Source organism: Rhizobium sp. TH135 (assembly GCF_002855515.1).
Lineage (GTDB): Bacteria > Pseudomonadota > Alphaproteobacteria > Rhizobiales > Rhizobiaceae > Allorhizobium.
The window spans coordinates 568,522-590,638 of sequence record NZ_PKRP01000002.1; the positions used below are offsets into that span (position 1 = coordinate 568,522).

Annotated in this window: 25 protein-coding genes; 16 read left to right on the forward strand and 9 right to left on the reverse strand. The window is 61.8% G+C overall.

The window, feature by feature from the left end; all coding sequences use genetic code 11:
- The first annotated feature begins 3 nt into the window (after window positions 1-3).
- Together C0V73_RS07695 and C0V73_RS07700 are read left to right on the forward strand one after the other, a co-directional pair.
- Window positions 4-1,905: a potassium transporter Kup gene (locus C0V73_RS07695; RefSeq protein ID WP_102019398.1), complete on the forward strand. Its 1,902-nt coding sequence runs from the start codon at window positions 4-6 to the stop codon at window positions 1,903-1,905.
- 172 nt (window positions 1,906-2,077) lie between these two features.
- A complete protein-coding gene (locus C0V73_RS07700) occupies window positions 2,078-3,271 on the forward strand; it encodes a cell wall hydrolase (protein ID WP_245407909.1) in 1,194 nt (397 codons plus the stop codon).
- Window positions 3,272-3,276: 5 nt separating this feature from the next.
- On the opposite strand, the gene C0V73_RS07705 is transcribed toward C0V73_RS07700, so the two are convergent.
- Window positions 3,277-3,471 (reverse strand): hypothetical protein, encoded by a 195-nt coding sequence (locus tag C0V73_RS07705; RefSeq protein WP_102019399.1) that lies wholly within the window; start codon window positions 3,469-3,471, stop codon window positions 3,277-3,279.
- A 382-nt stretch (window positions 3,472-3,853) separates the two neighbouring features.
- Here C0V73_RS07705 and C0V73_RS07710 point away from each other — a divergent pair, with 382 nt between their 5' ends.
- The 5 genes from C0V73_RS07710 (at window position 3,854) to C0V73_RS07730 (ending at window position 6,479) form a co-directional block, all read left to right on the forward strand.
- A complete protein-coding gene (locus tag C0V73_RS07710) occupies window positions 3,854-4,216 on the forward strand; it encodes an AtpZ/AtpI family protein (RefSeq protein ID WP_102019400.1) in 363 nt (120 codons plus the stop codon).
- Window positions 4,217-4,272: 56 nt separating this feature from the next.
- Window positions 4,273-5,022 (forward strand): F0F1 ATP synthase subunit A, encoded by a 750-nt coding sequence (locus tag C0V73_RS07715; RefSeq protein WP_102019641.1) that lies wholly within the window; start codon window positions 4,273-4,275, stop codon window positions 5,020-5,022.
- Window positions 5,023-5,094: 72 nt separating this feature from the next.
- Entirely contained in the window at window positions 5,095-5,322 is a 228-nt protein-coding gene (locus C0V73_RS07720; protein WP_006726635.1) for a F0F1 ATP synthase subunit C, read from the forward strand.
- Window positions 5,323-5,403: 81 nt separating this feature from the next.
- The gene (locus tag C0V73_RS07725) at window positions 5,404-5,994 is read left to right on the forward strand and encodes a F0F1 ATP synthase subunit B (RefSeq protein WP_102019401.1); all 591 of its coding nucleotides are present in this window, start codon (window positions 5,404-5,406) and stop codon (window positions 5,992-5,994) included.
- A 5-nt stretch (window positions 5,995-5,999) separates the two neighbouring features.
- On the forward strand, window positions 6,000-6,479 hold the full coding sequence (locus tag C0V73_RS07730) for a F0F1 ATP synthase subunit B (protein WP_102019402.1): 480 nt from the start codon (window positions 6,000-6,002) through the stop codon (window positions 6,477-6,479).
- Window positions 6,480-6,617: 138 nt separating this feature from the next.
- Here the strand turns inward: C0V73_RS07730 and C0V73_RS07735 are convergent, their stop codons facing one another.
- Entirely contained in the window at window positions 6,618-7,301 is a 684-nt protein-coding gene (locus tag C0V73_RS07735; protein WP_102019403.1) for a ribonuclease HII, read from the reverse strand.
- A 143-nt stretch (window positions 7,302-7,444) separates the two neighbouring features.
- Window positions 7,445-8,602: a PA0069 family radical SAM protein gene (locus tag C0V73_RS07740; RefSeq protein ID WP_102019404.1), complete on the reverse strand. Its 1,158-nt coding sequence runs from the start codon at window positions 8,600-8,602 to the stop codon at window positions 7,445-7,447.
- Between the two features lie 129 nt (window positions 8,603-8,731).
- Here C0V73_RS07740 and C0V73_RS07745 point away from each other — a divergent pair, with 129 nt between their 5' ends.
- A complete protein-coding gene (locus C0V73_RS07745) occupies window positions 8,732-9,253 on the forward strand; it encodes a glycosyl transferase (protein ID WP_102019405.1) in 522 nt (173 codons plus the stop codon).
- On the opposite strand, the gene moaB is transcribed toward C0V73_RS07745, so the two are convergent.
- From moaB to C0V73_RS07765, 4 genes are all read right to left on the reverse strand, one after another.
- Window positions 9,254-9,805: a molybdenum cofactor biosynthesis protein B gene (moaB, locus tag C0V73_RS07750; RefSeq protein WP_102019406.1), complete on the reverse strand. Its 552-nt coding sequence runs from the start codon at window positions 9,803-9,805 to the stop codon at window positions 9,254-9,256. It abuts the gene before it with no gap.
- A complete protein-coding gene (locus C0V73_RS07755; protein ID WP_102019407.1) occupies window positions 9,805-10,701 on the reverse strand; it encodes a 4-(cytidine 5'-diphospho)-2-C-methyl-D-erythritol kinase in 897 nt (298 codons plus the stop codon). The genes moaB and C0V73_RS07755 overlap by 1 nt, the downstream gene beginning before the upstream one ends.
- Window positions 10,702-10,706: 5 nt before the next feature.
- Complete coding sequence (locus tag C0V73_RS07760; protein ID WP_102019408.1) at window positions 10,707-12,518, reverse strand: tetratricopeptide repeat protein; 1,812 nt, start codon at window positions 12,516-12,518, stop codon at window positions 10,707-10,709.
- Window positions 12,519-12,638: 120 nt separating this feature from the next.
- Window positions 12,639-13,655 carry a polyprenyl synthetase family protein gene (locus C0V73_RS07765; protein WP_102019409.1) on the reverse strand — a complete coding sequence of 339 codons (1,017 nt, stop codon included), beginning with the start codon at window positions 13,653-13,655 and terminating at the stop codon, window positions 12,639-12,641.
- A 124-nt stretch (window positions 13,656-13,779) separates the two neighbouring features.
- Between C0V73_RS07765 and C0V73_RS07770 the strand changes: the two genes are divergently transcribed.
- The 7 genes from C0V73_RS07770 to C0V73_RS07800 all read left to right on the forward strand — a co-directional run bounded on the left by C0V73_RS07770 (window position 13,780) and on the right by C0V73_RS07800 (window position 18,807).
- Window positions 13,780-14,010 carry a DUF2007 domain-containing protein gene (locus C0V73_RS07770; protein WP_102019410.1) on the forward strand — a complete coding sequence of 77 codons (231 nt, stop codon included), beginning with the start codon at window positions 13,780-13,782 and terminating at the stop codon, window positions 14,008-14,010.
- Window positions 14,011-14,017: 7 nt separating this feature from the next.
- Window positions 14,018-14,824, forward strand: coding sequence for a methyltransferase (locus C0V73_RS07775; RefSeq protein WP_102019411.1), 807 nt, complete (start codon window positions 14,018-14,020; stop codon window positions 14,822-14,824).
- Window positions 14,825-14,917: 93 nt separating this feature from the next.
- A complete protein-coding gene (locus tag C0V73_RS07780; RefSeq protein ID WP_102019412.1) occupies window positions 14,918-15,781 on the forward strand; it encodes a S49 family peptidase in 864 nt (287 codons plus the stop codon).
- 36 nt (window positions 15,782-15,817) lie between these two features.
- On the forward strand, window positions 15,818-16,012 hold the full coding sequence (locus C0V73_RS07785) for a hypothetical protein (RefSeq protein WP_102019413.1): 195 nt from the start codon (window positions 15,818-15,820) through the stop codon (window positions 16,010-16,012).
- Between the two features lie 105 nt (window positions 16,013-16,117).
- The gene (locus C0V73_RS07790) at window positions 16,118-17,257 is read left to right on the forward strand and encodes a PAS domain-containing sensor histidine kinase (protein ID WP_102019414.1); all 1,140 of its coding nucleotides are present in this window, start codon (window positions 16,118-16,120) and stop codon (window positions 17,255-17,257) included.
- Window positions 17,258-17,381: 124 nt separating this feature from the next.
- Entirely contained in the window at window positions 17,382-18,314 is a 933-nt protein-coding gene (locus C0V73_RS07795; protein ID WP_102019642.1) for a glycine--tRNA ligase subunit alpha, read from the forward strand.
- Window positions 18,315-18,414: 100 nt separating this feature from the next.
- A complete protein-coding gene (locus tag C0V73_RS07800; RefSeq protein WP_245407910.1) occupies window positions 18,415-18,807 on the forward strand; it encodes a hypothetical protein in 393 nt (130 codons plus the stop codon).
- Between the two features lie 53 nt (window positions 18,808-18,860).
- Here the strand turns inward: C0V73_RS07800 and C0V73_RS07805 are convergent, their stop codons facing one another.
- Both C0V73_RS07805 and C0V73_RS07810 read right to left on the reverse strand, forming a co-directional pair.
- Complete coding sequence (locus C0V73_RS07805; protein ID WP_102019644.1) at window positions 18,861-19,262, reverse strand: response regulator; 402 nt, start codon at window positions 19,260-19,262, stop codon at window positions 18,861-18,863.
- 27 nt (window positions 19,263-19,289) lie between these two features.
- Window positions 19,290-21,302: a PAS-domain containing protein gene (locus C0V73_RS07810; RefSeq protein WP_172450099.1), complete on the reverse strand. Its 2,013-nt coding sequence runs from the start codon at window positions 21,300-21,302 to the stop codon at window positions 19,290-19,292.
- A 203-nt stretch (window positions 21,303-21,505) separates the two neighbouring features.
- Between C0V73_RS07810 and C0V73_RS07815 the strand changes: the two genes are divergently transcribed.
- The gene (locus C0V73_RS07815; protein WP_102019416.1) at window positions 21,506-22,057 is read left to right on the forward strand and encodes a LemA family protein; all 552 of its coding nucleotides are present in this window, start codon (window positions 21,506-21,508) and stop codon (window positions 22,055-22,057) included.
- The last annotated feature ends 60 nt before the right edge of the window (window positions 22,058-22,117 follow it).

Consider the following 22,117-nt stretch of genomic DNA (forward strand, 5'->3'; position numbering starts at 1 on the left):
CCCATGCAGCAGATCGATCACCAGCCGCAGGCTGGCCCGAAGGATGTACGCAGTCTTCTTCTCCTCTCTCTCGGGTCAGTCGGCGTCGTCTATGGCGACATCGGCACGAGCCCGCTTTATGCCTTTCGCGAGGCATTGAAGCCGATCGGCGTCGACGGCATCACCCGCGTCGAGATCATCGGCCTGATCTCGCTGATGATCTGGTCGCTGACCATCATCGTCACGCTGAAATATGTGCTCTTCCTGCTGCGCGCCGACAATGACGGCGAAGGCGGCACGCTGTCGCTGCTGGCCCTCCTGTCGAAGACGGCAAACGGGCATGGGCCGATCCTGATGGTGCTGGGCCTGATCGGTGCCGCCCTCTTCCTCGGCGATTCCATGATCACGCCGGCCCTGTCGGTTCTTTCTGCCGTCGAGGGCCTCAAGCTGGTCGCCCCGGACCTGTCGGACTTCATCGTGCCCATTTCGCTCGCGATCCTGATAGGCCTCTTTGCGGTCCAGTCGCGTGGAACGGGCGCGGTCGCCCGCTTCTTCGGCCCGATCACCGCGGTCTGGTTCATTGTCATGGCAGCCGGCGGCATCTATCACATCTTCGATGATGTCGGCATCTTCGCCGCCTTCAATCCCTGGTATGCCGCGTCCTTCCTGGTGCGCGAAGGCTTTCTCGGCATTGTCGTCCTCGGCGCCGTCTTCCTGACGGTGACAGGTGCAGAAGCCCTCTATGCAGACCTCGGCCACTTCGGACGCAAGCCCATTCAGCTTGCCTGGTTCGCCCTGGTCTTCCCGGCACTCGTCTTGAATTATCTCGGCCAGGGCGCACTTGTCCTGAGCGACCCCTCGACGGCCTCCGATCCGTTCTTTCTGATGTTCCCGTCCTGGGCGCTGCTGCCGATCGTGATCCTTGCGACCTTTGCCACGATCATCGCCAGCCAGGCGGTCATCACCGGCGCCTTCTCGCTGGTGCGCCAGGCGATCCATCTCGGCTTCCTGCCGCGCATGCAGATCCTCTTCACGTCGGAAACCCAGACCGGCCAGATCTATCTGCCCTCGGTCAATACCCTGCTGCTGGTCGGAGTCCTGTCACTCGTCCTGCTGTTCGAAAGCTCGGAGGCGCTCGCGACCGCCTATGGCATCTCCGTTACCGGTGCCATGGTCGTGACCACCATCATGGCCTTCGAATTCGTGCGCAAGAAATGGAACTGGAGCCTGCCGCTTGCGGTCGCCGTGCTCACCCCGCTTCTGATCCTGGAACTGGTTTTCCTGGGGGCCAACCTCCTGAAGATCCACGACGGCGGCTATATTCCTGTTCTCTTCGCGGCAGCCTTCACCGTGGTCATGTGGACCTGGCGCCGCGGCTCCGCGATCATCTTCCAGAAGACCCGACGGGATGATGTGGCGCTGGAAGATTTCATCGCGATGATCGAGCGGAAGAGCGAGCATGGCCCCGCCTGCGTGGCCGGGACAGCGATCTTCCTGACCAGCGACCCGACCCGGGCCCCGGCGGCGCTGATGCACAATCTGAAGCACAATCACGTCATCCACGAGCGCAACATCGTGCTGACCATCCGCACGCTCGGGCGCCCGCGTGTCGCCGAAGAAGAGCGGTTTGCCGTCGAGGAATTGTCCGAGCGTTTTTCCCGAGTGGAGATCCGCTTTGGCTACATGGAGACGCAGAACGTCTCCAAGACGCTGGCGAGCCTGCGCCGCGGTGGCCTGAAGTTCGACATTATGTCGACCTCCTTCTATCTCGGCCGCCGCAAGCTGGTGGCCGGTGCCGGCATGGGTATGCCCCATTGGCAGGACCGCCTCTACATCGCGCTCGCAGAAGCGGCAGCCGACCCCTCGGATTACTTCCGCCTGCCGGCCAATCGCGTAATCGAACTCGGCTCGCACGTCATCATCTGAGCGACACACCTGTGGATGACTACAAGGCCGCCGAATTTTATCGGCGGCCTTGTGCGTTTATCGGCTGCTGCTCCCGAAGCTGTGATCCGCCGTTAACCAAGCATCAAGGTTAACAGGAGATATTTCTCTAATGTAATCCTGTCGAGTTCCGGAACGCCGGACCCGTATCGGTATGAGTTGGAGTGTGGCCTTGCGTCCCAAGTTTCGTCCTTCGAAGAAGGTCCTCTCCCGGCTGGAGAACTGGACCTCTCCCCTGGTCTTCGGCCTTGCTTCCTGGCTGATCTTCCCCTCCGTTGCCGCCCAGGCCGATCTGGCAGGGCTTCTGACCGGCGTCGACCGTGGCGCCAGCAACTGGCGCATGGTGATGACCACAACGCCGGCGGGTTCGATCCACGAAGCCAATCTCGCATTCTCGGAAGGCGAGGCCTCGGAAGCGCTGTCCGGCGGCGCCGGCCTCATCCTGCCCGATGGCCGCCGCATCGCCTTTGACGGCGGCAAGGCGGATCCTGCTTCGCTGCCGGATGAAATGCGCGTCACCCGTGATCAGAAGAAGGGCAGGGTGGTTGCCGTCGAGCAGATGCTTCCGCCGCGCGCCTTCTCCGCCGGCTCGATCCTGCAGCGCACCAGCTCTCTCATGGAGCCGGAACTGAAGACGCCGTCCGTCTTCGCCCGCGAGGAAGACAAGGCCAAGCCGGTGGAACTCGCGAGCTTCTACTTCAAGCGCGAAAAGCCCCCGGTCGATCCATCGCTCACGCCGATGATCGCCGATCTCGTCACCAACAGCGTTCCAGACGTGCTGGCCACGGCCTATGCCCCGCCGCCGCCGGATTATGCCTCGGTTTCGCCCTTCGATAGCATCCTCGCCGACAAGCAGCCGGATCAGGGTCGCTTCATTCCCGACATCGATCCGCAGGATCACGCCTGGGCGGCAACGCCGCTGCCGGCCAACGTCTTCTCCGACAAGGAGCAGAAGTGCCTGGCGGAAGGCATCTACTTCGAGGCCCGCGGCGAATCGGTAAAGGGTCAGGCAGCTGTTGCCCAGGTCATCCTGAACCGCGTGCGCAATCCGCATTATCCCGACACCATCTGCGGCGTGGTCTATCAGAACGAAGATTGGCGCAACCGCTGCCAGTTCTCCTTCGCCTGCGACCGCATCCCCGATATCGTCGCGTCGCCGCGCCACTGGAAGATCGCCAAGGAAATCGCGATGGCCGTCACCGCCGGCAAGATCTGGTTCAAGGACGTCGGCTCGGCCACGCATTACCACGCCACCTATGTGCGCCCGGCCTGGGGCCCGACGATGAAGCGCGTGGAAAAGATCGGCAAGCACATCTTCTACCGCACCTATGGCGGCGGCTGGAGCTGATCCGGTCAGCGCAGCCGATCGAGCCAGCCGCTGAGAAGCGGCACGATCAGGAATGTCGCGAGATAGGTGAGCGGCACTGCGGCGAAGATGTAGAGCATCGGCGTCAGATTGCCCTCGGGACCGAAGGTGAACGCCGCCTGCACGCCGATCATCCAGCCGATGACGATGCTGATTCCGATGTGGATGAGGAAGCGTGTCATGGTCGTCTCGGGGCGGGCAAGGTCACGCAGCCTCCCATGTCGGTGCATCCCACGCAACCGTTACTGCCGAACGGTCTGCCATCGCGGACGTTATGCGCGCTCGTTCTCCACCAATGTGGCAGATTCTGGCCCAGCCTTGCGGCCAATTGACCGGAATTGCCGTCCGTCATCTGCGATGAATCGGCATCTTGGACTTAAGTCTATGATTTTTCGGGGTTAATTTGTGGTGAAACTTGGTGCTGTCACGCCTTGACTATGCAGGGCCTCAAAATTATGGTGCGCCCGACTTCAAAGCGGGCCAGAAGGCTTTCTATCTCGCCGTTTCTGCATTCAAATCGGGCGCATAAACGGCCCCTGAAACAGGTAACGGACGGAGAGAGCCATGACGGACCACCGGGAAGAAGATCTGGAAGAGCGCCGTAGACGATTGGCCGCCGAACTCGCAGTGCGGGATGGCAAGGTCAGGGACGAGGAACGCGCCGAGGTAAACGCCGATCAGACCCGCAAGGGCTATGGTATGGCGATGAAGATCTCGAGCGAGTTCATCTCTGCGATCATCGTTGGTGCGATTCTGGGCTATCTTTTCGACTACTTTGTGGGTACGGGGCCTTGGGGCATGATCATCATGCTGCTGATTGGCTTCTGTGCCGGCGTGTTGAACGTCATGCGCGTTGTCGGGATCGTGGCCTCGCCGCATCCGGCCGATCGCAGGATGGACTTTAAAGACAAGGGCGACGGCCGCTGACGCGCCAGCCTGAATGAGAATTGACCGCTTCGGCGGCGAAAGCGAAAGAGCAGAACGTGGCAAACGATCCTACTCATCAGTTCCTGGTTCAGAAGATTGTCCCGATCGAAATCGGCGGAATTGATTTCTCGTTCACCAACGCTTCGCTTTTCATGGTTGCGACCGTCGCCGCCGCTTCCAGCTTCCTCTACTTCTCGACCTCGAATCGCGGTCTGATCCCGACGCGCATGCAGTCGGTCGCCGAGATGGCCTATGAGTTCATCGCCTCCATGCTGCGCGAAGGCGCCGGCTCCAAGGGCATGCACTTCTTTCCGATGGTCTTCTCGCTGTTCATGTTCGTGCTGACTGCAAACCTGCTCGGCATGTTCCCCTACTTCTTCACGATCACCAGCCAGATCATCGTAACCTTCGCTCTGGCCCTCTTCGTGATCCTGACGGTCCTGATCTATGGCTTCTACAAGCATGGACTGCACTTCCTCTCGATCTTTGCGCCGTCTGGCGTGCCGGTAGCGCTTCTGCCGCTGGTCTCGACGATTGAGGTCGTGTCCTTCCTGTCGCGCCCGATCAGCCTCTCCGTCCGTCTTTTCGCCAACATGCTGGCCGGTCACATCACGCTCAAGGTCTTCGCGGGCTTCGTCGTGTCGATGAGTGCCGCCGGTGCCGTCGGCGTCGCGGGCTCCATCCTGCCCCTCATCATGACCGTCGCCATGACTGGTCTCGAATTTCTCGTTGCCTTCCTGCAGGCCTACGTCTTCGCGGTACTGACTTGCATGTACCTGAACGACGCTGTGCATGGTGGTCACTGAGAATAAAGTCGCTGGCCCCGGCCAACCGGGCGTCAAAAACAGCCGCAACAACCCATTCGAAGGAGTATCCATATGGAAGCGGAAGCAGCAAAGTACATCGGCGCGGGTCTCGCATGCCTCGGCATGGCTGGTACCTCCCTCGCTCTCGGCCGTATCTTCGGTGACTACCTGACGGGTGCCCTGCGCAACCCGTCGGCTGCCGACAGCCAGTTCGGCCGTCTGGTATTCGGCTTCGCCGTTACGGAAGCTCTGGGCATCTTCTCGCTGCTCATCGCTCTCCTTCTCCTGTTCGCCGTCTAATAACGGCTGGAGTTTGGGATCACGGCGCGCCGAAAAGGCAGCCGTGATCTCGCGCATTTGAGCATACACCTGGAGGTGAGCATGTTTGTGACCCCCGCCTTTGCCCAAGAGACCCCGGCAGAAGGCCAGCTTCACACCGAGACCGGCGTGGCCCAAGACGCGGGACATGGCGGCGGCGTGTTCCCGCCGTTCGATTTCTCGACCTATCCTTCGCAGCTTCTGTGGCTGGTGATCACGTTCGGCGTGTTCTACATGCTCATGCAGAAGGTCATCGTTCCGCGGGTCGGCGGCATTCTCGAAAACCGCCACGACCGCATTGCTCAGGATCTCGATGAGGCCGCTCGTCTGAAGTCCGAAGCCGATGCAGCCATCGAAACATACGAGCGCGAGCTGACCGCGGCCAAGGCGAAAGCCGGCCAGATCGCTTCCGCCGCGCGTGATGCATCCAAGGCCAAGGCCGACGCCGAGCGCGCAGCCATCGAGACGGAACTCTCCGCCAAGATCGCTGCTGCCGAAAGCCGGATCGCCGACATCAAGGCCCGTGCATTCGCTGAAGTCGACACGATTGCCATCGACACCGTCGGTACGATCGTTGAAGAACTGATCGGTACCAAGTCGACCGCAGCCGACATCAAGGCTGCCGTCTCCGGCATCGCCAAGCAGGGAGCGTAAGCATCATGGACGCTTCATTTTTCGCACTCGTTGCGCTCGTTCTCTTCTTCGTCCTGCTCGCCTACCTGAAGGTTCCGGGCATGATGGCGAAGGCCCTCGACGAGCGCGCGGACAAGATCCGCGACGAACTCGCCGAAGCCAAGCGCCTGCGTGAAGAGGCCCAGCACCTGCTGGCCGAATATCAGCGCAAGCGCAAGGAAGCCGAAGCCGAAGCTGCAGCCATCGTTGCTGCCGCCGAACGCGAAGCCGCTGCCCTGACCGCCGAAGCCAAGCAGAAGACCGAGGAATTCGTTGCCCGTCGCAACGCTCTTTCCGAGCAGAAGATCAAGCAGGCCGAAACCGAAGCCGTGAATGCCGTTCGCGCTGCTGCCGTCGACCTCGCCATTGCTGCTGCTGAAAAGGTTCTCGCGAAGAAGGCCGATGACGGCGTACAGCAGTCGCTGTTCAAGGCCTCCATCGGTGAGGTCAAGTCGCGCCTGAACTGAGTTCAGCCGACCGCAACGACGATACTGTCTATTTGACGCCCCGATCGATTTCTCGGTCGGGGCGTTTTCTATTGGGGCGTTTACTGGCGCTTTATGGGAATGGCCGCTGCCTCCCAGAGGAGGCAGAGAACTCGACCGTCAGTCCTGCAGGATCTCACAGTCATTAGCCGTGACGGCCTTCAGCGGCCGGAAGCTCATGCGGTGAAGTGGGCAGGGGCCATGGGTGACGATAGCGCTCCGGTGGCGATCGGTGCCGTAACCGGCATGCACCTCAAACCCATAGTCCGGATAGACGAGGCCGGCCCGGGCCATCATCCGGTCGCGCATGACCTTGGCGACGATGGAGGCTGCGGCAATCGAGACGGAACGCGCATCGCCCTTGACCACCGCTTCCCCGCTACAGAGTAGCCCCATGGGCACGTCACGTCCGTCGGCCAGCACATGACGCGCCTCCAGCTGAAGACCGGCCACTGCTCGGCGCATGGCATCAAGGCTCGCCTTGCGGATGTCGATGAGGTCGATGCGTCGCGGTGAAGACGATGCGATGGAGACGGTGGCGTCGAGGAGGATGCGCTCGTAGAGCACCTCGCGCTGGGCGGCGGAGAGCTTCTTGGAATCGTTGAGGCCTTCGGGGATGCGCTTTGGGTCAAGGATGACGGCTGCCGCCACGACAGGGCCTGCCAGAGGCCCGCGTCCGGCCTCGTCGGTCCCAGCGACCGGCCAGAGATCCTTTCGCTTCGCACGGCTCTCCAGCGAGAAATCCGGGACGAGAGGCAGGTCTGGAAAGAGGCCAGGAGAATCGGGTGGCGTGCGTCGTTTCATGCGGCAGAAATCGCACGCGCACCCGACCTCCTGCAAGTCCCCGGTCCCGATCGCCGATCATAGCGACAGGGGCGGCTTACCAGGGACTACATCCGGTGCGAGGCGGCGGACAACAGCACCGGAATACGAAAACAAAACCCAAGTCAGAGCAGCGAGAGCTGTACCCCGTCGCTATTGGGCGAGATGAACAGGTCTTCCCGCAGATGCAGGCTGCGGCGCATCAGGCCGAGCCGCTTGGTCGCCATCTCGAAGCGGCGGCTGATCTGCCAGGCATAGGGACCGGCTCCCCTCATCCGCTTGCCGAATTCGGCGTCGTAATCCTTGCCGTCGCGCATCGAGCGGACCAGCGACATTACATGCCGGTAGCGGTCCGGATAGTTCTGCAGCAGCCAGTCGCGGAAAAGCGGGCTCACCTCCAGCGGCAGTCGCAGCAGCACATAGCTCGCCTCGGACGCGCCGGCAGCCTTGCCGCTGTCGAGAATGCGTTCGATCTCGTGGTCGTTGAGAGCGGGGATGACCGGTGCCATCATCACGGCCACGGGGATGCCGGCCTCCGAAAGCGTCTTGATTGCTTCCAGGCGTTTCGCTGGCGTCGAAGCGCGCGGCTCCATCGTCCGTGCCAGCTTGCGATCCAGCGTCGTCACCGAGATCCCGACCTTGATCAGGCCGCGCTCGGCCATGGATTTCAGGATGTCGATGTCGCGCAGGATGAGCGCCGACTTCGTCACGATCACGACAGGGTGGTTTGCCTTGTCCAGCACCTCGAGCACCTGGCGCATGATCCGCCATTCCCGCTCGATCGGCTGGTAGGGATCGGTGTTGGTGCCGATCGCGATCGGCTTCACCTTGTAGCCCGGCTTCGAAAGCTCCCGCTCCAGCAGACGCGGTGCATCCGGCTTGGCAAACAGCTTGGCCTCGAAGTCGAGACCGGCAGACAGGCCCATATAGCTATGGGTCGGCCGGGCGAAGCAATAGATGCAGCCGTGTTCGCAACCTCGGTAAGGATTGATCGAGCGATCGAACGGAATATCGGGTGAATCGTTGCGGGTGATGACCGTGCGCGGCTTTTCGACCTGCACCTCGGTCTTGAAGGGCGGCATGTCCTCGAGCATCTGCCAGCCGTCATCAACGGCGACACGCTCGAGTGTCTCGAACCGGCCTGCTGGATTGATACCGGCCGCGCGTCCACGACGCCGATCGATCTCGATCCGCATGCCCGAAGCGCTCATCAGGGCATCGGCAATATCTGCCGTATTGCCGGGCTGAAAGGCAGCCTGGCTCACAAGAGACAGCTCGTTCATGTTTGCTCCTCGCAGGTTTTCCGCCCCGCTTGATGACTTTATTCCTAGCGCTGAAATGAGAACAATGCAAGAACAAACTTCAAGAAACTGTTTGTGGCAAAACTTTGTGCAATGCGATAGATGTAGGCAATGCTGACAGTGATCATGGAATGCCACGACCAGGAACCCGAGCTCGCACAGACCTTGTCTGTGCTGGTTGCCGGTGCGGTCGAAGGCCTTGTCAGCGATGTCATCGTGCTCGATCACGGATCGAAGGACGGTTCATCCGTGGTGGCTGACGCTGCCGGTTGCCGCTTTTATCAGCAATGGGACATGAAGGACGTGCTGGCGACGGCACGTGGCGAATGGCTGTTGCTGATCGAGCCGGGTGCCCGCCTGGGGCAGGGCTGGGTGGACGAGGTCGCGGAATATGTGGCGCTCAACAAGGCGCCCGCGCGCTTTTCCGAATCGCGTCTTTACCGGCTGCCGTTCTACCGTCGCCTGACGCGCAGTCGTCCGCTCCTCGAAAACGGCCTGCTCATTCCCAAGCGCCAGGCGCAGGGTCTGGCAGGCGAGGGCAGGGAACTGCTTCAATTGGCGAAGGGCCACAAGCCGCGTCGTCTCGCCTCCGAGATCATCCCCTCCTGGGTTGCCCGCGAAGCGCGTCGCTGATCAGCCCTGTCCGCCACGCCGCAGGTGCTCGTCGAGCCTCGGCATGATTTCCACGAAGTTGCAGGGCATGTGGCGATAGTCGAGCTGAAGCTTGATGATCCCGTCCCAGGCATCCTTGCAGGCGCCCGGCGAGCCCGGCAACACGAAGATGAAGGTGGCATTCGCCACGCCGCCGGTTGCCCGCGACTGGATCGTCGACGTCCCGATCTTGTCATAGGAGATCCGGTGGAAAACTTCCGAGAAGCCATCCATGCGCTTTTCAAACAAAGGCTCCAGCGCCTCCGGGGTCACATCGCGTCCGGTAAAGCCCGTGCCGCCGGTCGTGATGACGACATCGATCTCTTTATCCTTCGTCCAGGCCTCGACCTGACTGCGGATCTCGGCCTTGTCGTCCTTGGCGATGGCGCGGGCGACGAGCCGATGCCCCGCCTCTTCAATGCGCGCGACGAGCGTATCCCCCGACTTATCGTCGGCAAGGCTGCGCGTATCCGAAACGGTGAGCACGGCAATGCCCACGGGGATGAAGGGACGGCTCTCGTCGATGCGGCTCATCAGGCGTCTCCCGGAACGGTGCGTGTGAGCAGCACATACCAGTTCGGCCGGTAGACCGATAGCGCAAGCGCTGCCTTCATCGCCGCAGCCTCGGTCTCGTAAAGCCCGAAACAGGTGCCTCCGGAGCCGGACATGCGCACGTATCCGGCAAGACTTTGGCGAAGCAGATCACAGGCCTCGGCAATCTCTGGCACCAGTGCCTCCGCCGGCGGCTGCAGGTCATTACGCAGAGCAGAGAGCGATTGCATCCAGGCGGAAACATCGGCCGGCATGAACATCTCGCCGATCGGATCGTTGTCGCGCTGCTTGAGGCTGCGGAAAATCTCCGGCGTCGACACCGGCTTCAGCGGATTGACCAGCACCAGCGGTACGGACGGCATTGCAACCGTGTCGATCGCCTCACCGATCCCGCGCGCGCGCAGCGGTGTGGAAGCGAGACACATCGGCACATCGGCACCGAGCTGGAGCGCAATCTGCTGCAGCCTCTCGCCCGGTAGTTCCGCCTTCCAGAGCCTCAGAAGCCCCCGCAGCGTCGCCGCCGCATCGGCGGAGCCTCCGCCAATGCCAGAAGCGATCGGCAGGCTCTTGTCGAGGGTGATGGAGACAGGGCCATGCGGCTGGTCGTTTTCATCAAGGGCCACCCGCAGCAGGTCGCGTGCCTTCAGAACCAGATTGTCGTCCTCAGAGAGTTCAGAACCAAAACGGCCAGTGACGCGGAAACTGTCGCTGCCGGATGCTTGGAAGACCAGCTCGTCGCCGTCCTCGGCAAAGGTCACGAGACTGTCCAGCAGGTGATAGCCATCGTCCCGCCGGCCCGTCACATGCAGCGCGAGATTGATCTTCGCCGGAGCCGTCTCGACAACACGCTCCGGCCTGCGCTCTGAAACGGGGTTCATGCGGATCAGGTCTTCTTGTCGTCTTTCTTGGGCTCTTCCGCCGGCTTGGCGTCAACCTTGGCGGCATCGGCCTCGATCGGCGGCAGGCCCTTCTCGATCTTCGCCTGGATCTTCGGAACTTCGGTTTCTTCCGGCTCCGAGGCCAGCGCCCGCTTCCACTGATACTTGGCTTCGAGCTTGCGCCCGACACGCCAGTAGGCGTCGCCCAGGTGATCGTTGATCGTGGCATCGCCGGCGCGCAGTTCGATTGCCCGCTCCAGCTCGACCACAGCTTCCTCGAAGCGACCGAGGCGGTAATAAGCCCAGCCGAGCGAGTCGACGATGTAGCCGTCATCGGGGCGCAGTTCGACGGCCTTCTTGATCATCTCCAGGCCTTCCTGGAGATTGCGGTTCATGTCGACCCAGGAATAGCCCAGATAGTTGAGAACCTGCGGCTGGTCGGGGTTGAGCTCCAGAGCCTTGTTGAAATTCGGCTCTGCCTTGTCCCACTTCTTCAGGCGCTCATAGGCGATGCCGCGCTGGAAGAAGACCGACCAGTGGTTCCGCGCCGGATTGGGGCCGATGATATCAACGGCCTTGTCGTAATTCTCCGCCATCGCCGCATAATCCTTGGCGTCGGAGAGCACGCTGCCATACGCCAGATAGCTGCGGATATCGTTGGGATCAGAGGCGATCAGGCCCTGCAGATGTTCGCGGGCTTCCTTGACCTTGCCGGTTTCGGCCAGCGTCAGGCCGAGCTGCAGCTCGGAAATTCGCCGCATCGGCGAAGTCTCCGGCACCTGCCGGTAGAAGGCGATGGCCTTTTCAGGCTGCTTGGCATTCTCGGCAATGCCGCCGAGCAGGATCAGCGTGTCGGCCGCGTCCTTGTCCAGTGCGTGCGAGAGCTGCAGATAGAGCATGACCGTGTCTTCGGCGCCCTCGCGGTTCAGCGCGCCGCCGATCGAGAACAGTACGCCGGCTGCACCCTGGGCCGCATTGGCGACAACCGGCTTCGGCTGGCGACCGGCCTCGATCTCATCACGCAGCGCCTTGAAGGGTGCGAAATTGGTGATCAACTCGTCGCCGGCGGCAAGCGCATCAAGCGCCTTCTGCTTGTTGCCAGCACCAGCCTCGAGCGTGGCAAGCGCAATGACGGCACGCGCAAAGGTGTCGGGCGCCGTGGCCCCACCATTGCGATCGGTCACGGTCTCGGTCAGAGCCTTGCGGGCCGTATCGAGATCGCCGCTCATGGCAGCCATGATGCCGAGATTGTAGTTCTGGAAGATACCGTACCAGCTCGGCCCATTGAGATCCTGAACGAGCTTCAGGGCATCCTTGCCCTTGCCCTCGCCGACCATCGTCCACGCGATCAGAAGCTGGTTCATCAGGCGGTCGAGATCGTTCGGTCCCTCATACTTGAAGTGATTGAGCGCCTCGGAATAGTCGCCGTCGCGGATCGCGCGGAAGCCAAGAGCGACCGAGGTCACCCGTTCCACGGCCGGATCCTTCTCCAAGACTTCGGCAAGCTCTGCGCCCTCGTCGAATTCACCGTTCATGATCAGCGCGATCATCAGGCGCTGCTGCAGTTCCAGCTCGTTCGGCGTGATATCAAGCGCCTTCTTGTAGAGCTTCACCGCGTTTGCGTAGTCGCGGTCGGTTTCAGCCGTCCGGGCCGCCAGAAAGGCGCCTGCGAAGGAATCGACGCTGTCGACGTCGAAGCTCTCCGTCTCTTCCGGCTGGGCGGTTGCCTGGGCGGCCGCCATCGGAACCTGCGAGACGCTGAGGAGCAGCGCGAGCGCTGTGCCGGCGAGATAGCGAAGGGCGGAGCTTTGCCGCATGAAAGAGCCTTTCAACAACCGAAGACGAGCGCATGTCGCCCGCGCACGGACGATACGCGATGATTCACGAATAGAATGGCTTTTTTGAAGCAGCCCCGCAAGGCGATCGCAGTGTCTGCGTCAATTCACGCGGGAAATGCAGAAATCGATCACATCGTTCAGCGCGCTCTTCCATGGCGTTTCCGGCAGCGGCGCGAGTGCATCCCTGGCGATCGTGCCATAATGTTGCGCCCGCTGGATCGTGTCGTTGAGCGCGCCATACTTGCCGATCAGGCCGAGCGCCTTTTCGAGCCTTGCGTCGTCGTTCTGCCCACCTTCGATCGATTCCTTCCAGAAGTCGCGTTCCGCAGCCGTGCCCCGGCGATAGGAAAGGATGACCGGAAGCGTGATCTTGCCTTCGCGAAAATCGTCGCCGACATTCTTGCCGGTCTCGGCTGCCTTGCCGCCGTAATCCAGCACATCGTCGACCAGCTGGAAGGCGAGGCCGAGATTCATGCCATAGGATTTCATCGCGCTGCGCGTTGCGCGATCCGTGCCGGCAACGATCGGGCCGACTTCGGCGGCTGCTGCAAAGAGCGCCGCAGTCTTGGCGCGGATGACGGCGAGATAGTCGTCTTCCGTCGTCTCCATATTCTTGGCGACGGAAAGCTGCAGCACTTCACCTTCGGCGATTACGCAGGCTGCGGTCGAGAGCACGTCGAGCGCCTCGAGCGAGCCAACTTCGACCATCATGCGAAACGCCTGGCCGAGCAGGAAGTCGCCGACCAGCACGCTTGCCTGGTTGCCCCAGATGGTCCGCGCTGTGTTCTTGCCACGGCGCAGATCGCTCTCGTCGACCACGTCGTCATGCAGAAGCGTCGCCGTGTGCATGAATTCGACCGAGGTCGCGAGCTTGATGTGATGGTCGCCCTCATAGCCGAACATCGCCGCCGTCGCGAGCGTCAGCATCGGCCGCAAGCGCTTGCCACCGGACGAGATCAGGTGGTTGGCAACCTCCGGGATCATCTGCACATCGGAGCCCGCCTTCGACAGGATCAGCTGATTGACGCGCTCCATGCCGCTTTTCGTCAGGTCCACCAGAGGCTTGACGGATGCCTGTTTGTTTTTGCTTTCCTCAAGCGGTATGACTACGCCCACGCACCGGACTCCTGTTCAGTTTGGTCGCCGACAATAAAAAGCCGGGAAGGCCACGGCAAGGGGCGAATTGCCTCGGTTGCAGGCTTGAACACGGTTTTGCCGTTAACAGTGAGTTCTGAAATCGATGCATGAGATCATTCGCAGCAACGACGTCGTCCTGCTCTCCTTCGCTGAAAGCCTGATGCGCGACGCCGGCATCGCCTCGATGATCGCCGATCAGTCGATGAGCATCCTCGAAGGTTCGCTCGGCATGTTGCAGCGTCGCCTGCTGGTCGATTCCGATTGCGTCGATCAGGCCCGCCGCATTCTCACCGATGCCGGCCTCGGGGCAGAACTGCGCGACCGCGAGATGTGAGTGTGCCATGGCGGCAAGCGTAGACCCCATCTTCGACAAGTCCGTATCCGAGACGATCGACGCCTTTCATCGCGGCCGCTTCCATCTCGTTCAGCCCGTCGGGCGCGGCCACCGTGCCGGCATGGATGCCATGATGCTCGCCTGCCTGGTGGATGATGATCGGCCGATCAGGATCGCAGATCTCGGAGCGGGAGCAGGGGCAGCGGGGCTTGCCGTGGCGGCCCGTCTGCCGAACGCCTCCGTCGTGCTTGTCGAACGCTCCGCCGACATGGCCGGTTTTGCCCGCAAGAGCCTGGCTCTGTCCGAAAACGCCGAGCTTGCGATGCGGGCCGAGGTCATCGAAGCCGATGTCACGCTGACCGGCCGGGCGCGCCTTGCAGTCGGGCTTGCCGACAACAGCTTCCACCACGTCATCATGAACCCGCCATTCAACGATCCCGGCGACCGGAAGACGCCGGATGTGCTGAAGGCCGAGGCCCATGCCATGACCGAAAACCTGTTCGAAAGCTGGATCCGCACCGCCGGTGCGATTGCGATGCCGGGTGGTCAGCTCTCGTTGATTGCACGTCCCCAGTCGATCGGCGAGATCATCGCTGCCTGCGGCAGGCGCTTCGGCGGGGTCGAGATCACCGCCATCCATCCGCGCGAGGGCGAAAACGCAACGCGCATCCTCGTCACGGCAATCAAGGGATCGCGGGCCCGTTTGCAGATGCGCGCGCCGCTCCTGATGCATGACCGGCCCGATAGCCACGCCTTCGCCCCCGTGGTCGACGATCTCAACAATGGGCGCACCGGATATTCACGGCTACGTTGAAAAGGCTGATTTTTCGCCTGAACCATTGTGTTCGGCCCCCGGCTCCTTACATCTCGGGTCAGATTTGAGATTGTGAGGAGTTGAAACGCGACCATGGCAGACTTTCTGAAACGGCTGGTTCCCAAGCGCTTCCAGAAAAAGGGCGTCGTCATTCCGGTCGTCAGGTTGCACGGGCCAATCATGAGCGGCGGCTCCCGCTTCCGCCCCGCACTCAACCTCGCCTCCATCGCCGGCCAGCTGGAAAAGGCCTTCTCGATGAAGGACAGCCCTGCCGTGGCGCTTTCGATCAATTCGCCGGGTGGTTCTCCCGTCCAGTCGCGCATGATCTACGACCGCATCCGTGCGCTCGCCGAAGAGAAGAACAAGCGCGTCATCGTCTTCGTCGAGGATGTCGCGGCCTCCGGCGGTTACATGATCGCCATTGCAGGTGACGAGATCATCGCCGACGCGACCTCGATCGTCGGCTCGATCGGCGTGGTCTCCGGTGGCTTCGGTTTCCCCGAACTCCTGAAGAAGATCGGCGTCGAGCGCCGCGTCTACACGTCGGGCGAAAACAAAGTGATCCTCGATCCTTTCCAGCCGGAAAAGGAGAGCGACATCGAATATCTGAAGACCTTGCAGGCGGAGATCCACGAGATCTTCATTGACATGGTCAAGGCGCGCCGCGGCACGCAGCTGGCGGATGATCCCGCCCTGTTTTCCGGCCTGTTCTGGACCGGCCGCAAGGGCCTTGAGCTCGGCCTCGTCGACCGCCTGGGCGGCATGCGCGAGGAGATCAAGACGCGCTACGGCAAGGACGCGCGCCTCGAACTCGTCGGCGCACCGAAGGGCCTCTTCGGTCGCCGCGCCCCCGGCATCGGCGCCTTTGCCGCTCCCGATGAGATCGCGGTTCAGGCCGTTGCCGGTCTTGCCGAGACGCTTGAAGAAAAGGCACTATGGCGCCGCTACGGTCTTTGACCGCAGCAGAGGACGAGGGCTGATAGGCGAGGGGACATGGCGCAGCTGATATTTATGACGATCCTGGTGGGCGGCGCCTGGCTGCTCTACCGCCGTTTCGTTTCCGATGCAGAGAAGCTGGCGGCGAAATCGCGGGCCGAAGAAAAGGAACGTCAAAATGATGCCGTGGGAACGCTGATCGAGGATCCCGAAACGGGCGAATATCGCCCGCGTCGCGAGGATGACGACTAAGCTGGTTCGCCAGATAAGAGTGCCCGGACTTTTTTGACTTGGCGATGGAACAATTTCTAACTGGGCGCTTTATAGGCTTGCCATAAATCGTGACGCGGGAGTTTGATGAAGATCGGCGAGGAGTTCCTGGGGGTCAGATGTGGCGTCGCGCGGCATTCGAATGCGGTCGATTGGTCTGCGACGTCCCTCGGACCTGTCGAAGGCTGGCCCGTTTCACTCAAATCCGTCGTACGGACCGTACTCTCCACCCGCCAGCCCATGTCTTTCTGGTGGGGCGAGGAGTTGCTGCAGTTCCACAACGACGGCTATGCGCCGATGCTCGGCAACCGCGTAGATCACGCCATGGGCAGGCCTTTTCGCGAAGTCTGGTCCGATGTCTGGGACGCCATTTATCCCTTCATTCAGACAGCGCTATCCGGCGAAGGCACCTGGCAGGAAGATCTGCCGCTGGTCATGCAGCGCAACGGCTATGACGAGCAAACTTTCTGGACCTTCTCTTACAGCCCGCTCTACGACGATGACGGCAAGATTGCCGGTCTTCTGAACACGGTCACCGAGACAACCCAGGCGGTGGTCGACCGCAACGCCCTGGAAGAGGCCTATCACGAGGCCCAGAAGCATCTGGCCGAGCGTGGCCAGTATGAAGATGAGCTGAAGCTCCTCAACCGGGAGCTCGCCCATCGCATGAAAAATACGCTGGCTATGGTGCAGTCGATCATCAGCCAGAGCCTGCGTGGCGCGACGTCGATTTCCGAAGCGGCAACGACGATCGGTGCGCGCATCCAGACCTTGGCAAAGGCACAGGACGTGCTCACCGGCATGAGTGTCACGGCTGCCGAAATTTCGGCGATCGCGCGAACCGCGGTTGCGCCGCATGTCGATGGCGACGACCGGATTGCGATCGATGGCCCCCAGGTCTACCTCTCGGCCCAGCAGGCGCTTGGCCTCTCTCTGGCGATCCACGAACTTGCGACCAACGCCACGAAATATGGCGCGCTGTCCCGTCCGGAAGGCCGCGTGACCATTCAGTGGGACAAGCAGTCGGAAAACGGCTTCACGTTCGACTGGCAGGAAAGCGGCGGCCCGCCGGTCACAGAGCCGACACGCCGCGGCTTCGGCTCACGCCTGACCGAACGCGTCGTATCCGTTCTTTTCCAGGGCCAGGCAGCGATCCGCTTCGAGCCCAAGGGCGTGGCCTTTTCCCTGGTCGGCAAGCTGCAGAACGCGGACGAACTCGACGTGTGATCGGCACTGGCGAGGACGCCACGAACCGAGACGCTTGACCCTTCCGCCCACTCATGGCACCAGACGGGCCTCGACATGAGCCAAGCCGATGGATAGCCCGATGAACACGCCCCTTGCCCCGCACATGGACCCCAAGCGCTCCTTTCAGGCGCTGATCCTGACGCTGCACGCCTACTGGGCAGACAAGGGTTGTGCTGTGCTCCAGCCCTATGACATGGAAGTCGGCGCTGGCACCTTCCATCCGGCCACCACGCTGCGTGCGCTAGGCCCCAAGCCCTGGCGTGCCGCTTACGTCCAGCCCTCGCGTCGTCCTTCGGACGGCCGCTATGGCGAAAACCCGAACCGCTTGCAGCACTACTACCAGTATCAGGTCATCCTGAAGCCGAATCCGTCCAACCTGCAGGAGCTCTATCTCGGCTCGCTGAAGGCGATCGGTCTCGATCCGCTGCTGCATGACATCCGCTTCGTCGAGGACGACTGGGAAAGCCCGACGCTGGGCGCCTGGGGTCTCGGCTGGGAATGCTGGTGCGACGGCATGGAAGTCTCGCAGTTCACCTACTTCCAGGCTGTTTGCGGCATCGACTGCTCGCCGGTCGCCGGTGAACTCACCTACGGTCTCGAGCGCCTCGCCATGTATGTCCAGGGCGTCGACAACGTCTACGACCTCAACTTCAACGGCCGCGAAGGCGAAGAGAAGATCTCCTACGGCGACGTCTTCCTGCAGGCCGAGCAGGAATATTCCCGCCACAACTTCGAATTCGCCAACACCGAGATGCTGCATCGCCACTTCATCGATGCCGAGAAGGAATGCCAGGCCCTGCTCGCCGCCGGCGCTCCCGCCGACAGCGAAAACCAGCGCCTGCACAAATGCGTCTTCCCGGCCTATGACCAGTGCATCAAGGCCTCCCACATCTTCAACCTGCTCGATGCCCGCGGCGTCATCTCGGTCACCGAACGCCAGGCTTATATCGGCCGCGTGCGCGCGCTGGCCAAAAGCTGCGGCGAGGCTTTCCTGCTGACGGATGCGGGTGGCGCGAATTTCGGTCGGGCGGCTTGAGCCAGCAAGGCGGCTCCGCAGCCGCCTGCATGCGAGCGGTCGATCAACCTTGAATTGAAACAGAAGTCGGTTAGCATCCCTTCGATTCGTGGAAAGGGAAATGATGAATACGGCTCGCTCTCTTCTGACTATGGCTGCTTTTTCGGCTGCGCTGATCTCTGGCGCCGGCTTGGCGAATGCCGAAACATCCGACTGGATGTCGGGCAAGGTCGTTTTCAAATACGCTGACAAGCTCGGCGTTAACGGCCTGATCGTGACCAAGATGGAATGCAAGGACAGTGGCGAGCGCGGTCTCGGCGTGGAGAGCGCTTTGGTGCGGTTGCATTACCAGCCGAACAGCCAGAACATCGACTGGCGCATCGATGGCTGGAACAACCTCGAAGAGAACAAGAAATACTGGGCAAGCAGAGGCTTCGAGCTAGCCTCCTATACCGTCTTCAAGCGCGCCAAGTCGGGATTGCGACTGTTCTGCACCGTCTATACCGAGAAGTGACGCCACGCCGGCGCGCATGGCCGGATGGTTGCTGCGCGCCGAAAGTCGCCCTCCTAGAATTCCAGCCCCGCCGCCACCCGGTTCTCGATCCGGACTACCAGGCCGTTGATCTTCGCCATCAGCACATCGAAGTCGATCGGTTTGGTGAGGTAGCTCTCGGCACCGGCGCCGAGCCCCTCGATCATCTTTTCCCGGTCGGCCAGCGCCGTGAGGAACAGGAACGGCATGTTGGCGAATTGCGGGTGGTTGATCTGCAGTTCGCCGAGCATGGAGATCCCGTCCATTTCCGGCATGGTGATGTCAGAGATGACGATATCGGGACGCTGGGTCAGGATCTTGTCGAGGCCCTCCTTGCCGTTTTCCGCCTGCAGCACGCGGATGCCGGCCTCCTCGAGTTCCTCGACGATCAGTTCCCGGACGTCTCTTTCGTCTTCAACGCAAAGCACTGTGATCATGGCATTGTCCTTTCTGATCACGACACATCAAGCGACGCTGACCTCCGGCGCCGGTTCGATCGTTTCTGGGATGACCGGTCCCTGGACCGGCAGCACGAGGGTAAAGCAGGTGCCCTTGCCGCGTTCACTTTCGACGAAGATATCTCCGTCATGCAGCGTCACGATCTGCTTGACGAGGGACAGGCCGATGCCCGTCCCGGCAATGCCGGTCGAGGTGCGGGCGCGGAAATAGGGCTGGAAGAGTTTGGGCACATCCTCGGCGTCGATGCCGACGCCTTCGTCCTTGACAGAAAGGAAGACGAAACCATCCTCTTCCCAGCCACGAATGGTGATGTCAGGCGCGCGCGGCGCATATTTGACGGCGTTGGACAGCAGGTTGGTCAGGACCTGCGAGATCCCAAGCGCGTCGCAACGGATCACCGGCGGCAGGCCCTCGATCTGGGCATCGAAGCGGTGATGCTGCGATGAGAGCTTCTGCCGCTTGAGTGCTTGCTCGATCAGCTTGTGCAGCGAGCAGTCGACGAGCGACAGCTCGATCTTGCCGGTATCGATCCTGCCCGCCGACAGGAAGCTCTCCATCAACTCCACCATGCGGGCAACCGCAGAGCGGACCTGCTGTGTCTTGTCGGTGAGAAAGCGCGCGTCCATCTCGCCCTTCTTGCGCTGGATGCGCTGGGCGGCGCCATCGATGATCGCAAGCGGAGTGCGGAATTCGTGGCTGGTCATCGCCACGAACTGCCGCTGCATGGCATTGATGTTCTTTTCCTGCTGCAGCGCCTCTTCGAGCGCCGCCGCCTGGGCCGCGATCTCTGCCGTGCGCTGGCGCACCGTCTTTTCCAGCTCGTCGCGGTTGCGGATCAGCTCCTTCTCCGCCCGCTTGCGCAGCGTGATGTCGCTGTAGCTCAGCACATAGCCGCCGTTCGACAGCGGCTCGGAACGGACGGTCAGCACCTTGCCGCTCTTGCGCTCACGCTCGAAACTGTAGGGAAGCCCAAGCGCTGCCTGCTCGACGCGTTCGCGCACCATGGCCTCGGGGTCACCGTCGCCCCATTCGCCTCGGCTGGCATTGTAGCGCAGGATGTCCTCGAACTTGGACCCCGGCGGGAACATCTCGGGCGGAATGTTCATCAAGTCATAAAGCCGACGATTGGCCATCAACAGCCGCGAGCGATTGTCGAAGACGCCGATCCCGCCTGGGATCGCATCGAAGACCTGCTCCAGCAGCCCAAAGGCCTTGCGCTGGTCGGCGGTCGCGATCGCCACCTCGGCAAACAGGTCGGAGGACGGGCCGCGAATTCGCCAAACATGCACCTTGACCGGATAGACCGTTCCGTTGCGCCGCCGCTGGATCGCATCGAAGGTGATGCTGCGTGCGCTCCCGTCGACCAGCGGCATCAGCTTGGCGCGGTAGTCCAGCTCCGATAGCCCGACCTTCAGCGAGGCGGGTGTCATGCCGCAGAGCGCCTCCGCCGAATAGCCGGTACGCACGCTCGCAGTCGCATTCGTCCGGCTGATCGTGAACCTCAGCGGATCAAAGATGTAGATCTCGTCGGTCGACAACTCCACCATGTCGATCAGAGAGGCCGTGCAGCCATTGCGCAGCTGGATGATCGGGCCGAACTCCTGGGCGAGTACCCGCAGCGCAGACAGGCTCTCGACGTTGATCGGCCTTTCGCTGCGGCTGAAGAAGACGGCCGTGCCGAAATCCGGATCGCCGGCAACCGATATCGGTATCCAGTAGGGGATGAGATCCTCTCGCTCGGCGATGCATTCGGGCATGCGTGCGCCCGACGGCAGGTCGAGCGGCAGTTCCATCTGGTCTGCCGTGTTGTTGTGAAAGAGCCGCTGCCGATCCTGACCCGCCTCGCGGATATAGATGGCCGCCATGTCGGAGAGATCGAGCTGCGGCAGTGACGTCAGCACGCCGAGAATGCTTTTCAGCGTGTCGCTGAGCCGTCGTTCGGGGATCGCCGCCTTGAGAATGTCTCGGCTTGCGAGCAGTGCCCACATGGGCAGATTGTTCCAGGTCGTTGCTTGCATGCGACAGCTCCGCTGCAAAACCTCTTGGAATCCCATATTAGCGGTTACGGATTAATGGAGCGGTTCCTAATTCCCCGCAATTTGAACCATCGGTCGTGTCATTCCCGCACGCTTTTGGCTGATATCGAATGAAACTTGCATCATGACTTTGCATCCATGACCCGCTAACGTGCGGCCAATTCAGCTGGGGAGCCTTGCACACCATGTTCACGACACTTGCCATCCTCGCCGCCATCGGCGCCTACCTCGTCTTCATCTACAACGGCCTGGTGAAGGCCCGGCAGATGGCCGAGGAAGCCTGGTCGGGCATCGATGTGCAGCTGAAGCGCCGTGCAGACCTGATCCCCAACCTGATCGAGACGGTGAAGGGTTATGCCGGCCACGAGAAGGGCACGCTCGAAAGTGTCATCGAGCTGCGCAACAAGGCCCAGGCCGTGCCGGCAGGCGATGTCGCGGGCCGCGCCCAGGCGGAAGGCCTGCTTGGAGCCGCACTGGGCAAGATTATTGCGCTCGCCGAAGCCTATCCGGATCTCAAGGCTAACGAGAACTTTCTCGAACTGCAGAAGTCGCTCGAAACCGTCGAAGGCGAGATCCAGATGTCGCGCCGCTATTACAATGGCGCCGCGCGTGATCTGAACGTCAAGGTCGAGAGCTTCCCCAACAACCTCGTTGCCGGCCAGTTCGGCTTCTCGAAGAAACCCTATTTCGAGATTGCCAACGAGGCCGACCGTGCGGTACCGACGGTCAAGTTCTGACGTCCGCTAGAGCGGGTTCCGGAAAAGTGTTCTGCGGTTTTCCGACCAGAACCCGCGACA

What these genes read in the sequence shown, in the direction of transcription:
- C0V73_RS07775 (WP_102019411.1), top strand. Translation starts at nt 14,018, where the DNA reads ATGGCGGCAAGCGTAGACCCCATCTTCGACAAGTCCGTATCCGAGACG.
- C0V73_RS07695 (WP_102019398.1), top strand. Translation starts at nt 4, where the DNA reads ATGCAGCAGATCGATCACCAGCCGCAGGCTGGCCCGAAGGATGTACGC.
- C0V73_RS07745 (WP_102019405.1), top strand. Translation starts at nt 8,732, where the DNA reads ATGCTGACAGTGATCATGGAATGCCACGACCAGGAACCCGAGCTCGCA.
- C0V73_RS07700 (WP_245407909.1), top strand. Translation starts at nt 2,078, where the DNA reads ATGAGTTGGAGTGTGGCCTTGCGTCCCAAGTTTCGTCCTTCGAAGAAG.
- C0V73_RS07730 (WP_102019402.1), top strand. Translation starts at nt 6,000, where the DNA reads ATGGACGCTTCATTTTTCGCACTCGTTGCGCTCGTTCTCTTCTTCGTC.
- C0V73_RS07760 (WP_102019408.1), bottom strand. Translation starts at nt 12,518, where the DNA reads ATGCGGCAAAGCTCCGCCCTTCGCTATCTCGCCGGCACAGCGCTCGCG.
- C0V73_RS07720 (WP_006726635.1), top strand. Translation starts at nt 5,095, where the DNA reads ATGGAAGCGGAAGCAGCAAAGTACATCGGCGCGGGTCTCGCATGCCTC.
- C0V73_RS07755 (WP_102019407.1), bottom strand. Translation starts at nt 10,701, where the DNA reads ATGAACCCCGTTTCAGAGCGCAGGCCGGAGCGTGTTGTCGAGACGGCT.
- C0V73_RS07740 (WP_102019404.1), bottom strand. Translation starts at nt 8,602, where the DNA reads ATGAACGAGCTGTCTCTTGTGAGCCAGGCTGCCTTTCAGCCCGGCAAT.
- C0V73_RS07735 (WP_102019403.1), bottom strand. Translation starts at nt 7,301, where the DNA reads ATGAAACGACGCACGCCACCCGATTCTCCTGGCCTCTTTCCAGACCTG.
- C0V73_RS07815 (WP_102019416.1), top strand. Translation starts at nt 21,506, where the DNA reads ATGTTCACGACACTTGCCATCCTCGCCGCCATCGGCGCCTACCTCGTC.
- C0V73_RS07805 (WP_102019644.1), bottom strand. Translation starts at nt 19,262, where the DNA reads ATGATCACAGTGCTTTGCGTTGAAGACGAAAGAGACGTCCGGGAACTG.
- C0V73_RS07800 (WP_245407910.1), top strand. Translation starts at nt 18,415, where the DNA reads ATGATGAATACGGCTCGCTCTCTTCTGACTATGGCTGCTTTTTCGGCT.
- C0V73_RS07810 (WP_172450099.1), bottom strand. Translation starts at nt 21,302, where the DNA reads ATGCAAGCAACGACCTGGAACAATCTGCCCATGTGGGCACTGCTCGCA.
- C0V73_RS07785 (WP_102019413.1), top strand. Translation starts at nt 15,818, where the DNA reads ATGGCGCAGCTGATATTTATGACGATCCTGGTGGGCGGCGCCTGGCTG.
- C0V73_RS07790 (WP_102019414.1), top strand. Translation starts at nt 16,118, where the DNA reads ATGAAGATCGGCGAGGAGTTCCTGGGGGTCAGATGTGGCGTCGCGCGG.
- C0V73_RS07780 (WP_102019412.1), top strand. Translation starts at nt 14,918, where the DNA reads ATGGCAGACTTTCTGAAACGGCTGGTTCCCAAGCGCTTCCAGAAAAAG.
- C0V73_RS07725 (WP_102019401.1), top strand. Translation starts at nt 5,404, where the DNA reads ATGTTTGTGACCCCCGCCTTTGCCCAAGAGACCCCGGCAGAAGGCCAG.
- C0V73_RS07705 (WP_102019399.1), bottom strand. Translation starts at nt 3,471, where the DNA reads ATGACACGCTTCCTCATCCACATCGGAATCAGCATCGTCATCGGCTGG.
- moaB (WP_102019406.1), bottom strand. Translation starts at nt 9,805, where the DNA reads ATGAGCCGCATCGACGAGAGCCGTCCCTTCATCCCCGTGGGCATTGCC.
- C0V73_RS07770 (WP_102019410.1), top strand. Translation starts at nt 13,780, where the DNA reads ATGCATGAGATCATTCGCAGCAACGACGTCGTCCTGCTCTCCTTCGCT.
- C0V73_RS07710 (WP_102019400.1), top strand. Translation starts at nt 3,854, where the DNA reads ATGACGGACCACCGGGAAGAAGATCTGGAAGAGCGCCGTAGACGATTG.
- C0V73_RS07795 (WP_102019642.1), top strand. Translation starts at nt 17,382, where the DNA reads ATGGACCCCAAGCGCTCCTTTCAGGCGCTGATCCTGACGCTGCACGCC.